The organism is Methylomonas rapida, from assembly GCF_024360925.2.
Classification (GTDB): Bacteria; Pseudomonadota; Gammaproteobacteria; order Methylococcales; family Methylomonadaceae; genus Methylomonas; species Methylomonas rapida.
The window spans coordinates 1,633,896-1,646,364 of the sequence record NZ_CP113517.1 but is presented as its reverse complement, the minus strand read 5'-3'; the positions used below and the strand labels follow the sequence as shown (position 1 = coordinate 1,646,364).

At 53.9% G+C, this 12,469-nt stretch carries 13 protein-coding genes; 5 read left to right on the top strand and 8 right to left on the bottom strand.

Features of this window, described 5'->3' with window-relative positions; genetic code table 11:
* Positions 1-19: 19 nt before the first annotated feature.
* Together sufU and NM686_RS07765 are read right to left on the bottom strand one after the other, a co-directional pair.
* A complete protein-coding gene (gene sufU / locus NM686_RS07770; RefSeq protein WP_255187307.1) occupies positions 20-472 on the bottom strand; it encodes a Fe-S cluster assembly sulfur transfer protein SufU in 453 nt (150 codons plus the stop codon).
* Positions 472-1,695: a cysteine desulfurase gene (locus tag NM686_RS07765; RefSeq protein WP_255187306.1), complete on the bottom strand. Its 1,224-nt coding sequence runs from the start codon at positions 1,693-1,695 to the stop codon at positions 472-474. The genes sufU and NM686_RS07765 overlap by 1 nt, the downstream gene beginning before the upstream one ends.
* A 79-nt stretch (positions 1,696-1,774) precedes the next feature.
* Here NM686_RS07765 and NM686_RS07760 point away from each other — a divergent pair, with 79 nt between their 5' ends.
* Positions 1,775-2,335, top strand: a complete 561-nt coding sequence (locus NM686_RS07760; RefSeq protein ID WP_255187305.1) for a Uma2 family endonuclease — start codon at positions 1,775-1,777, stop codon at positions 2,333-2,335.
* Positions 2,336-2,357: 22 nt separating this feature from the next.
* On the opposite strand, the gene sufD is transcribed toward NM686_RS07760, so the two are convergent.
* The 6 genes from sufD to NM686_RS07730 form a co-directional block, all read right to left on the bottom strand.
* Positions 2,358-3,647 carry a Fe-S cluster assembly protein SufD gene (gene sufD, locus NM686_RS07755; RefSeq protein WP_255187304.1) on the bottom strand — a complete coding sequence of 430 codons (1,290 nt, stop codon included), beginning with the start codon at positions 3,645-3,647 and terminating at the stop codon, positions 2,358-2,360.
* Positions 3,647-4,387 carry a Fe-S cluster assembly ATPase SufC gene (sufC, locus tag NM686_RS07750; protein WP_407942386.1) on the bottom strand — a complete coding sequence of 247 codons (741 nt, stop codon included), beginning with the start codon at positions 4,385-4,387 and terminating at the stop codon, positions 3,647-3,649. The genes sufD and sufC overlap by 1 nt, the downstream gene beginning before the upstream one ends.
* Before the next feature lie 283 nt (positions 4,388-4,670).
* Positions 4,671-4,985: a nucleotidyltransferase family protein gene (locus tag NM686_RS07745; protein ID WP_255187302.1), complete on the bottom strand. Its 315-nt coding sequence runs from the start codon at positions 4,983-4,985 to the stop codon at positions 4,671-4,673.
* A complete protein-coding gene (locus tag NM686_RS07740) occupies positions 4,982-5,401 on the bottom strand; it encodes a nucleotidyltransferase substrate binding protein (RefSeq protein WP_255187301.1) in 420 nt (139 codons plus the stop codon). Before NM686_RS07740 ends, NM686_RS07745 begins: the two co-directional genes overlap by 4 nt.
* A complete protein-coding gene (sufB, locus tag NM686_RS07735; protein WP_255187300.1) occupies positions 5,401-6,849 on the bottom strand; it encodes a Fe-S cluster assembly protein SufB in 1,449 nt (482 codons plus the stop codon). Before sufB ends, NM686_RS07740 begins: the two co-directional genes overlap by 1 nt.
* Before the next feature lie 16 nt (positions 6,850-6,865).
* Positions 6,866-7,339, bottom strand: a complete 474-nt coding sequence (locus NM686_RS07730) for an SUF system Fe-S cluster assembly regulator (protein ID WP_269022678.1) — start codon at positions 7,337-7,339, stop codon at positions 6,866-6,868.
* 318 nt (positions 7,340-7,657) lie between these two features.
* Between NM686_RS07730 and NM686_RS07725 the strand changes: the two genes are divergently transcribed.
* The 4 genes from NM686_RS07725 (at position 7,658) to NM686_RS07710 (ending at position 12,266) form a co-directional block, all read left to right on the top strand.
* Entirely contained in the window at positions 7,658-9,376 is a 1,719-nt protein-coding gene (locus NM686_RS07725) for a L,D-transpeptidase family protein (protein ID WP_255187298.1), read from the top strand.
* A 122-nt stretch (positions 9,377-9,498) separates the two neighbouring features.
* Positions 9,499-10,671 (top strand): acetylornithine transaminase, encoded by a 1,173-nt coding sequence (locus NM686_RS07720; RefSeq protein ID WP_255187297.1) that lies wholly within the window; start codon positions 9,499-9,501, stop codon positions 10,669-10,671.
* Positions 10,672-10,679: 8 nt separating this feature from the next.
* Entirely contained in the window at positions 10,680-11,579 is a 900-nt protein-coding gene (gene argF / locus NM686_RS07715) for an ornithine carbamoyltransferase (protein WP_255187296.1), read from the top strand.
* A gap of 48 nt (positions 11,580-11,627) precedes the next feature.
* Entirely contained in the window at positions 11,628-12,266 is a 639-nt protein-coding gene (locus NM686_RS07710) for a TIGR04211 family SH3 domain-containing protein (RefSeq protein ID WP_255187295.1), read from the top strand.
* The last annotated feature ends 203 nt before the right edge of the window (positions 12,267-12,469 follow it).

Here is a 12,469-nt window from a genome sequence, read left to right as displayed (position 1 = left end):
CTCCACTCAGGCTACAAGCTTATTCCGTGGAAACCGCTTCCTCTTGGTTTTTCAAGGCCGCATCCAGGGTATGCCAGGCCAGGGTCGCGCATTTGACCCGTGCCGGGTATTCACGCACGCCCGCCAATACCGCCAGCTTGCCGATGGCCTCGAGGTTGATGTCTTCGGTCTGGCCGGTGGTCATTTCGTGGAATTGCTTGAACAAGGCTTCGGCTTCTTCTTCGGTTTTGCCCTTGACGATTTCGGTCATCAGCGACACCGACGCCGTCGAAATGGCGCAGCCCGAGCCTTGGAAACTCGCGTCCTTGATCAGATGATCTTCTATTTTCAAAAACAAGGTCAGCTTGTCGCCGCACAAGGGATTGAAACCGTTCACCCGTCGATTCGCGTCGTCCATGACCCTGAAATTGCGCGGATTGCGGTTGTGGTCGAAGATGACCTCTTGGTACAGGTCGCGTAATTCATCAAACATTAGCCAAACACCTCTATTAAGGATTTGATGCCTTGCATCAAGATATCGATTTCTTGCCGGGTATTGTACATGCCGAACGAGGCGCGCGCGGTGGCAGGCACGCCGTAGAAGTCCATCACCGGCATCGCGCAATGATGGCCGGCGCGGATGGCGATGCCCAGACTGTCCAGCATGGTGCCGATGTCGTGCGGATGGATATGATCCAAGGTAAACGACAAAATCCCGCCTTTATGCTCGGCTTGACCGATGATGTTCAAACCCTTGATCTGTTCGGCTTGCTCGGTGGCATAGACCAGCAGTTCATGTTCGTAAGCGGCGATGTTCGCCATGCCTATGCCGCTGACGTAATCGATGGCCGCGCCCAAACCGATGATTTCGGCAATCGCCGGCGTGCCGGCTTCGAATTTATGCGGCAGACCGGCGTATTCGGTTTTTTCGAAAGTCACCATGCGTATCATGTCACCACCGCCTTGATAGGGCGGCATGGCTTCCAGCAAGGTTTGCTTGCCGTATAACACGCCGGTACCGGACGGCCCGTACAATTTGTGCCCTGAAAACACGTAAAAATCGCAATCCAAAGCCTGCACGTCGATGGCGGTATGCGGTATCGCTTGGGCGCCGTCCAACAACACCGGAATGTTCTTGGCATGGGCCGCGGCAACGATTTTTTTGACCGGATTGATCGTGCCCAGTGCATTGGACATGTGAGTGATAGCCACCAACTTGGTGTTTTCGCCGAGCAGTTCTTCGAATGCCTCGAAAATCAGTTCGCCCTGTTGGTTCATCGGCGCCACTTTCAGCACCGTGCCTATCTGCTGGCACAGCATCTGCCACGGCACGATGTTGGCGTGATGTTCCATCGCGCTGATGACGATTTCATCACCGGCCTTGAGCTGCGAGCGCCCGTAACTTTGCGCGACCAGATTGATCGCCTCGGTCGCGCCGCGCACGAAAATGATTTCCTTGGTGCTGTTGGCGTTGATAAAGGCTCTGACCTTTTCCCGCGCCGCTTCGAACTTGTCGGTGGCGCGCACGCTCAGGGTATGCACGCCGCGATGGATATTGGCGTAATCGTGCGTATAGACATGGCTGATCGCGTCGATCACGGCCTTGGGTTTTTGACTGGAAGCCGCGCTGTCGAAATACACCAAAGGCTTGTTACGAACCTTTTCCTGCAATATCGGGAAATCGGCGCGGACTTGTTCTATCGGAAATGAAGTCATTGCTTAAACTGGGTTTCGTTGATTTGTTTAACTGTACTAACTAGAATCGGAATATCGCTTATTTTAACTGGATACCGCCATGGTCGCCGTCTTTCCGCAAAAACACCTGACCGACATCGCCGAATGGCATCGCATGGGCGAGGCCGGCATTTTTCCGCCCGACGCACGCCTCGAATTGATTGATGGAGAAATCTTGCATATGGCCCCGATTGGATTTAACCACGCCGGGCATGTTGCCCGTCTTATTCATGCCTTAACGCCAATTTTGCACGGAAAAGCGATCGTCAACGCGCAAAATCCCGTACAACTCGGCGACCTATCCGAACCGGAGCCGGATTTCTTATTACTCCGTCCCGATCCTGATTTTTACACGACCCGGCATCCCCAAGCCGCAGACGTGTTGTTGCTGGTGGAAGTCTCGGACACCACACTGCGCTTCGACCGCGAGCAAAAACGCCGGCTTTACGCTACCCACAACATCCCGGAATATTGGATCGTCAACCTGATCGACAACTGCCTGGAAGTCTATCGGCAACCGCAACACGACGACTATCTGAGCAAAACGCTACTCACCAAAGCCGACAGCCTGAACTTGGCCGCCTTGCCGGAGGCTCGAGTCGCAGTCGCCGACATTCTGTAACTCGCAGGCTATCGAAATCGCGCTAAAGCTCCATCGCCGGAAAGCGTATCGCCAGCTGCTCCAATAGCAGCGCCTTCAGCCCGGCATTATCGACTTTGTCGACCATTTCGTTGGCGAAGGCAAAGGTCAGAATGTTCCGCGCCGACTCTGCGTCCACCCCGCGCGATTGCAGATAAAACACCGACTTTTCCTCCAATTGCCCGACCGTGACGCCGTGCGAGCACTTGACGTCATCGGCATAGATCTCGAGCTGTGGCTTGGTATCCACTTCAGCGTCGGCCGACAACAACAGATTGCGGTTGTTCATCTCCGAATCGGTTTGCTGGGCATTTTCGACGACGATGACCCGGCCTTGAAACACGCCGCGCGCCCGTTTATCCAGCACGCCTTTATAAAATTCGCGGCTGATGCCTTGGGGCTGTAAATGGTTGATGCGGGTATGGTTGTCCAAATGTTGGCGGCCCGTACCCAAGTACAAACCATTTAAATGGCATTCCGCCGCCAAATCCAGGTTACTGTGAATGTCGCTGCGCGCCAGCACGGCGCCAAAACCGAAATTATGATGGACGAAGCGACTTTCGCGGGCTTGTTTGATGTAAGTGCCGCCGAAATGGCAGGCCTTTTCCGCCTCGGCCTGCAGCTTGTGCAAGGTCAGACCGGCATTGGCCGCCAGAAAGCATTCGTTGACTACCGCAGAAAAATAGCTGTCGGCACTGCCGATGTAGGTTTCCACGACCTCGGCTTCGGCGCCGTCGTGCAGCACGATCAGATTGCGGCTGGCGGCCAAGGCCTCGTTGGCCGTCACCACATGCAAGATCTGCAAAGGCTGAGTCATTTGATGGTTTGCGGCGATTTCTATGATCACGCCGTCGCCAAACCAGGCGCTATTGAACGCTACCAAGCTATGCTCGGCGTTCGTGACCGCCTGACCCAAATGCTGTTGTGCGGCGTCCGGCTCATCGCGCAGGCTTTTTATGCTGACCTCGGCCGGCAAGCCGGCAAGATTCGACAACTGCGGCGCGAAACGGCCATTGAGCAAAACCACGCTCCAGGCGTTGTCCAGACGATAGCCGTCAAGCCAAGCGCTAGCGACCGTGCTATCGTCCACCGGCGCAAAAACCGTCTTGTTCAGCAGCGCCAGGTTGGTGTATCGCCACTCCTCGTCGCGCAAATTCGGAAAACCATGCGCCTCGAACGCTTTCAAGCCCTCGTTTCTAAATTCTTGCAACCACGGCAAATCGTTGCCCGGCAACGCCGGCGCAACCGCTTGGTAGGCCGTCAGATAAGAATACGTAGATTGTTCTGCAGTCATCATGCCGCCTGCCCTTCCAGCCAACTGTAGCCCTTTTCTTCCAGCTCCAGCGCCAGCTCCGGTCCGCCGGTCTTGACGATGCGGCCATCGGCCAGCACATGCACGACATCCGGTTTGATGTAATCGAGCAAGCGCTGGTAATGGGTAATCATCAAGAAAGACCGCTCCGGCGAACGCAGGGAATTCACACCCTCGGCGACGATGCGCAACGCATCGATGTCCAGACCGGAATCGGTTTCGTCCAATATGCAAAGCTTGGGTTCCAACACCGCCGCCTGCAGAATCTCGTTGCGTTTTTTCTCGCCGCCGGAAAAGCCCTCGTTGACCGCGCGGTACAAGAACTTCTCGTCCATCTGCAACAATTTGACCTTGCCTTTGACCAGCGTCAGAAAATCCATCGCATCGACTTCCGGCAGGCCCTTGTGCTTGCGCATCGCATTCAACGCGGCCTTCAGCAAGTAAATATTGCTGACGCCCGGAATTTCGACCGGATATTGAAAGGCCAAAAACACGCCTTCGCGGGCGCGGATTTCGGGTTCCATCTCTAACAAATCCTTGCCGGTGTAAGTCACGCTGCCGTCGGTCACCTTATAACCGGCCTTGCCGGACAACACGTGCGACAGTGTGCTTTTCCCGGCCCCGTTAGGCCCCATGATGGCATGAACCTCGCCGGGCTTGATGTCCAGGCTAAGGCCTTTCAGGATGGGTTTGTCGTTGATGGAAACGTGTAAATTTTTTATGCTGAGCATGTGTTTTTACCTAAATTTTAAATAATTCCGAACTTTATCGTTCCCATTCTCCGGCGTGGGAATGCAGCCTTTGACGCTCTTGCGTCACGAATGGCTTGGCTAGGTTGTTAAACCTAGCGTTAAAATTTTTTTTCATGTTTCGCTATTGCGAAGTTTTTTAAGTCGGGTTTCGGCCCGACAGCCGACTTCTAAAACCCTTCGCAATAGCGACACCTTAAATGTCAAAAGCCGTCGTGTTGGGTTACGGCTATCGCCTAACCCAAGCTACGAAAACTCACACCCCCAACACCACATAACCCCGCAAAATCTCCTGGTGAAACGACTCCGGCAACCTTGCCCAATCCCTGGCTTCGACCAGAATCGGGATATTCGACTCCCTAACGGCCTCCTGAAAACGTTCCAAAGCCTCCAATGGAATTTTGCTCAAATCAGCCGACCGCAACACGATGTCCAAATCGCTGGCGTCGTGCGCGTCGCCATTGACTCGTGACCCGTAAACCCAAGCCGTTACGCCGGGCAGATACTCAGCCAATAATTGCAATAAGCGGCGTTTATCCTGTTCCCGTAACAACAATCCGGCCGAGCTCATGACTGCTTGGCGATGACGTCGTTAAGTTGCTTGGCATCGGCGATAAACTGCGGCAACAAATTCAAAGTTTCTTCCGCAAAACCTTCACCGTAATCATGCGCCGTGTCGTTTCGGTTATCGCGATAGAGCAACCAACGCTCCGCGGCATCCAATGAAATCAAGTCGTGCTTGGCCGCATGGCGAAATACATCTTTGAAAGTCAGCGCGTCGACCTGTTTGGGCGACGCGAAATAGGGTTTCAAACACTTCTTCAGCAACTTGCCCGATTGTTCAAGAATAATCTCGAATTCCTTGACGCAAGCGGCGCGGTAAATGTCGTACATTGCCTCGTCGCCGACATGTTCCATCAGATAAGCTTGCGCGCGTTCCAAAGTGGCAATGCAACGCGCGAAATAATTGGTATTCAGTTGGGCCATCAGCCAACTGCCCCCTCCAGACTAATCCCCAACAACGCCTGCGCCTCGACCGCGAATTCCATCGGCAATTCCTTGAATACTTCCTTACAAAAGCCGTTGACGATCATCGACACCGCGTCTTCCGGCGACAAACCGCGTTGCTGGCAGAAGAACAATTGATCCTCGCTGATCTTGGACGTCGTCGCTTCGTGCTCGACTTGCGCGGAAGGTTGTTTCACTTCGACATAGGGAAAAGTATGCGCGCCGCATTTGTCGCCGACCAATAAGGAATCGCACTGGGTATGGTTGCGCGCGTTTTCAGCGGACTTGGCGACTTTGACCAGGCCGCGGTAAGTATTTTGCGCCTTGCCAGCGGAAATCCCTTTAGAAACAATCGTGCTGCGGGTGTTTTTGCCGATGTGGATCATCTTGGTGCCGGTGTCGGCCTGTTGCAGGTTGTTGGTCAGCGCCACCGAATAAAATTCGCCGACCGAATCGTCGCCCAGCAACACGCAGCTGGGATATTTCCAGGTGATCGCCGAGCCGGTTTCGACTTGGGTCCACGATACCTTTGAATGACGACCACGGCATTCGGCGCGCTTGGTGACGAAGTTGTAGATCCCGCCCTTGCCGTCCTTGTCACCGGGATACCAGTTTTGCACGGTCGAATATTTGATCTGGGCGTTTTCCAGCGCCACCAGTTCGACAACGGCCGCATGCAACTGGTTTTCGTCGCGCATCGGCGCGGTGCAGCCTTCCAGATAGGACACATGCGAGCCTTCGTCGGCGATGATCAAGGTGCGTTCAAACTGGCCTGTGTTGGCGGCGTTGATACGAAAATAGGTCGACAATTCCATCGGACAGCGCACGCCTTTCGGGATATAAACGAACGAACCGTCGGTGAACACCGCGGAGTTCAACGCGGCGAAAAAGTTGTCACCGGGCGGCACGACCGTACCCAAGTACTGCTGCACCAGTTCGGGATATTCCTGTAAAGCCTCGGAAATCGGGCAAAAAATCACGCCGGCTTCCTTCAGTTTGCCCTTGAAAGTCGTCGCGACCGAGACGCTGTCGAATACCGCATCGACGGCAATGCCGGCCAGGCGCTCTTGTTCGTCCAGCGGAATACCCAGCTTCTTATAGGTTTCCAGCAATTGCGGATCGACTTCGTCCAGGCTTTTGGGACCTTCTTTTTTCGACTTGGGCGCCGAGTAATAGCTGATGGCTTGATAATCGATAGGGTCGATTTTAAGCTGCGCCCAGTTCGGTGACGGCATGGTCTGCCAATGGCGGAATGCCTTCAGCCGATATTCCAGCATGAATTCCGGTTCGTTCTTGACTTTGGACAAGCGGCGGATCACTTCTTCGTCCAGGCCAGGCGGAAAAGTGTCGGCTTCCAGTTCGGTCACAAAACCTTGCTTGTATTCCTGACTGATCAGATGTTCGATTTCTTGTGCGGTTGCTGACATAAACGTTCTCGATAAATTAACGGTACAGGCGGCTGACCGGGATACTAACCTCATCCGGCTGCTTGAACGGCATGATCATGTCCGCCAAGGTCACCGATTCCAAGGCCTGAGCGATTTTTTGATTGATCAAATGCCAATTGCCCTGAATTTGGCAGCCACTGGCCTGATCGCAGCCTTTATGCGAGGCCGAGCATTCGGTCAACGCAATTGGCCCCTCCAGCGCACTGATCACGGTCGCCACGGTGATTTTTTCCGGCTCTCTGGCCAAGGCATAGCCACCTTTGGCCCCCCGCACGGAACACAACACACCCGCCTTGGCCAGAATCTTCAGAATCTTGCTGACGGTAGGCAAGGCAATACCGGTGGTTTCGGCGATTTCTACCGCCCCATGCACGCGGCATTGATCCTTGGCAATGACGCTCAAGATCACCGTGGCGTAATCGGTCAATTTGCTTAATTTCAACTCATGCCCTCGTTCAATTGGGACCATTTTAGTACCATTTAAAAACCAAGTAAAGCACTTGGTTTTTAATTTTTCCCCCACCCCCGCAAAGACAATTTATTTCCATTCAAGGAACCAGTGGGAATCAATACAATCAGACCCGCCATGGCCGATGCAAAATGCGCTATCAAACCCATGAATGCATCATTTTGTTGTCGGCTTGGCGAATACCGTTTAATTTGAGGTATAACGGTAAAAACAACTCAGCGATGACAGCCTGCAACATCGCCTCGAACCAATGGATGCTCCATGAACGCTAATCCCTTGATTGCCCTGATGCGAGACACTCGCCTCAAAAGATACCTTGTGAATATTGGTTTAACGCTACCGGCTTTCGTGCTGCTATTTTTCTTCGCGCAAAACAACACCACCGCCGATGTCAGCCCAAACAGCGACGACGTTGCCGCCGCGATTGCCTCGCTTATCGCCACAAAGCAAAACCCATTACTGACCCAACCCGACTTTAGCGCACAAGCAGAGCAAGTGAGCGCTCTTTACCGCATGCATGCCGACCAACTGCTCTGGCTCGGCGAAAATCGTTCCGAATCACTGATTGACGACGCCTTAAAACTGTTACGCAACGCCAGCGCCGATGGTCTCGACCCGCTTGACTACGATACCGAAGTTTTGACTAACGATTTCAAAATGGCTTTGGCGATGCCGCGCAACGCCATTACGGAACTGGCAAAATTCGACACTGCACTATCGATCTCGTTGATTCGCTTTATCAACGATCTACATCATGGCCGGGTAAAACCGCGCCAACTCAACTATCCCAGTCAATTCGGCAGCAAACAAAGCATCGATTCCGCCAATCTGATAAAGCAAGCGATCTCGGCAGGCACCCTCGCCCAACTGGCGGAAACTGCGGCACCCAGAATCAGACAATATCAACAACTTAAAAAAGCGCTGCACGATTATCGACAAAGACCACGCGAAACTCGTGGCGATCCGCTTGTTTTGCAAAAATCCTTACGACCGGGCGATCGCCACCCGCAAATCGCCGAATTGCGCGAACGCCTGATTGCCTGGGGCGCGTTGCCCGCGAATGCCGGCAACCCGAATGACACGGATGATCGCAGCGACCTTTATTCAGAAACACTTGAGGCGGGCGTGAAGGAATTTCAACGTCAAAACGGCCTGCAAGCCGACGGCATTATTGGCAGAGAAACGACAACCAAACTCAATCAATCGCTCGAACACAGGATTCATCAAATCGAACTAGCCATGGAACGCTTGCGCTGGCTGCCTGATAATTTGAGCGGCCCCTTGATTATCGTGAATATCCCCGCGTTTCAACTGTGGGCATTTAGTTCGCCGGAAGTCAACGAATCGCTGAACATGAAAGTCATCGTAGGCAAAGCCCTGCAAAACCAGACGCCGGTATTATTCGAAGAAATGAAATATTTGGAATTCATGCCTTATTGGAACATCCCAACCAGCATCATGAAAAAGGAAATTCTGCCCAAGCTTTATAACGATTGGAGCTATTTACAAAGCCAGGACATCGAACTGGTTCAGGTCTATAGGAGCGACGCCGAATCGTGGGATGGCATTTTCGAGGACATTCGCCGCGGACGAGTGCGCGCGCGCCAACGCCCCGGCAAGAAGAACCCGTTGGGCAAGGTCAAATTCATTTTCCCCAACAAGGAAGACGTCTACCTGCACGATACTTCCACGCCTAGCCTGTTTAACCGCAGTCGGCGCGATTTTAGCCATGGCTGCGTGCGCGTGGAGGATGCCGAACGCCTAGCCGAGTTCGTTCTGAGTCATCAACCAGACACCAATTGGGATTTGAGCGCGATTCAACAAGCGATGTCAGGCTCGAAAACCCGCCGCGTCAGCTTGAAAAATACCATCCCGGTGTTGTTTTTATACAGCACGGCATTTGTCGATCATGACAACCAGGTACACTTTTACAGCGACATCTATGAACACGATGCTACCTTGGCCAAAACACTCGGAAAACTCCCTCTCTCTGACAATGACAAGGTATTAACCGCTGGCGGCTCCGCACCTGGCTGACACTCCGCGGCATGGGATCATGCAGGAAACAATCTTATTGCCTACCCACCCGCAAAAAAATATAATCACCGCTTTTTTTTAAACTTGTCCGCACTAGACAACCAGCCAATAAGCCTAGAAAAATGACTACCCACATCATGCCCACTTATGCCCGGCAGGCGGTTACCTTTGATCACGGCGACGGTGCGTGGCTTTGGGACATAGACGGCAAGCGTTACCTGGATGCATTGGCGGGCATTGCAGTCTGCAACCTGGGCCATGCCCACCCTGCCATACACCAGGCCATCAGCCAGCAAAGCCAAAAGCTGATCCATACCTCCAACTTATACGGCGTCAAATTGCAGGAAGAGTTGGCCGACAGGCTATGCCAATTGAGCGGTATGGAAAATGTCTTTTTCTGCAACTCCGGCACGGAAGCCAACGAAGCGGCAATCAAGCTGGCGCGTAAATACGGTCACCAACAAGGAATCGAAGAGCCCGTCATCGTCACGATGGACAAGAGCTTTCACGGTCGCACGATGGGCGCCTTGGCCGCGACCGGCAACAACAAGGTAAAACAAGGCTTTGCCCCGTTGCTATCGGGTTTCGTGCATGTTCCGTATAACGACATCGCCGCGCTGCAAACCGCCATTGCAGCGGACAGCAACATCGTCGCGGTATTGGTCGAGCCGATTCAGGGCGAGGGCGGCGTCAACATCCCCGCCAGCGATTACTTGAACAAAGTCCGCGCGCTCTGCGATGAACACAATCTGCTGATGATGCTGGATGAAATTCAAACCGGCATGGGCCGTACCGGCCGATTCCTGGCCTTCCAGCACAACGACCTGTTGCCGGACGTCTGCACGCTGGCCAAAGCGCTGGGCAATGGCGTGCCGATGGGCGCCTGCATGGCACGCGGCAAGGCCGCAACTATTTTGACGGCCGGCAATCACGGCTCGACCTTCGGTGGCAATCCATTGGCTTGCAGCGCGGCCATGGCCGTTGTGGACACCTTGAGCAACACGGACTTGATAGCCAAAGCCGAAGCCAAGGGCCAGGCGATTTGCAGCGGCATTGAACGACTGACTGCAGACAACCCTCATGTCGTATCCATACGCCATAAAGGCTTGATGATAGGCATAGAACTGGATGCGCCGTGCTCGGAATTGGTCGGAAAAGCCCTGGAAAAAGGCCTGCTGATCAATGTCACCGCCGAAAATACGATACGTTTGTTGCCACCTCTTGTGATCAGCGACGAACAAATCGACCTATTGACCGAGACGCTGTCGGCGCTCATACAAGAACACACCCAATAAGCTCCCTTATGCAACCCAGACACTTTATCAGCCTGCTAGACTTGAGCAGCAGAGAATTACGCGACCTGATTCATCGGGCGATCGAACTCAAGAACAACCGCGACCCTGATTTTCAGCCGCTCAAAGGTAAAGTTCTGGCGATGGTATTTGAAAAATCATCGACGCGCACCCGGATTTCCTTCGAGGCAGGCATGGTGCAATTTGGTGGCAGCGCCATATTCCTGTCACCTCGCGACACCCAACTGGGACGTGGCGAACCCGTCGAAGACAGCGCGAAAGTGATCTCCAGCATGGTCGATTGCATCATGCTGCGCACCCACGCCCATGAAATGGTCACCACTTTCGCCAAGCATTCTCGCGTGCCGGTCATCAATGGTCTGACCGACCTGTTGCACCCCTGCCAGTTACTGGCCGACATGCAAACCTACTTCGAACACCGCGGCGACATCCAGGGTAAAACGGTTACCTGGATCGGTGATGGCAACAACATGTGTCATTCCTATATCAACGCCGCGCGCCAATTCGATTTCAAACTGAATATTGCCTGCCCCGTCGACTACCGCCCCCTGCAAAGCATCGTCGATCCGGCCGCGGACAGAGTGGCATTTTTCAATTCGCCGGAACAAGCCGCGCGCAACGCAGACTTGATCGTCACCGATGTCTGGGCCAGCATGGGCCAGGAAGACGAGCAGAAAAAACGCGAATTCGCCTTCCGCGATTTTCAGGTGACGACGCAAGTGATGCAAGCCGCGCATCCGGACGCGTTGTTCATGCATTGCCTGCCGGCCCATCGCGGTGAAGAAGTGGCAGCCGCCGTGATCGACGGCCCGCAAAGCGTGGTTTTTCCGGAAGCTGAAAATCGACTGCACGCCCAAAAAGCTCTGCTCGAATTTCTCATCTGCCGATAATTTCGCTAGAATCGTCGCCCACTATTTGTCGAGAAAGAGTATCCCGCCGTGAAAAAAGCCCTTGTCAGTATTCTTGTGTTGCTCGCCACCTGTAGTCTGGCAGAAGCCAGAGTGGGCTATGTGACCGACAGCATCGACGTGCCCTTGCGCAGCGGCGAAAGCGAACGCAGCAAAATTGTCAAAATGCTCCCCAACGGCATGTCGCTGAACGTACTCGGCGACAACACCGAAAACGGCTACACCTACGTTCAAGCTGCCAACGGCGCCGAAGGTTATATCCTGACCCGCTACATCAGCAACGAACCGAGCGCCCGCAATCAATTGGAAGCCGCGGTCAAAAAGCTCGAAACGCTACAAGAAGAAAACAAGCAATTGAAAGCCTCGCAGGTCAACCACCAAGAAGTCGGCAAGGAGCGGGACAAACTCAGTGCGGAATTGAGCGAACTCCAACAAACGGCGGCGAACGCGATACAAATGAAGCAACAACGCGATCAGTTGCAGGAGCGCGTCGTGACGGTCGAGCGCGAACTGCAACAACTCAAACGCGAAAACCAGGCCTTGGCCGATAGCACCAACCAGGATTGGTTCTTATACGGCGGTGGTTTGGCCTTATTTGGCGTGCTGCTGGGCTTCATCCTGCCGAAAATCAGCTGGCGTCGCCGTTCCAGCGGCTGGGATACATTTTAAACACTGAATACGCAATACAGGGATTCAAAAAATCCAGCGGGCACCCCGCTCCCAGCGAGCCTTTATCATTGGTCGCCGAGCCACACAGGATTTCGTCAGAAATAACTTCCGCTTATGGTTACCATGCTCCGCGCGGGAACCTGCTCAGGAACGCTCTAGCACCCCGAACCGCAGAGCGGTTCAGGCTGTATTCCCACGCGGAG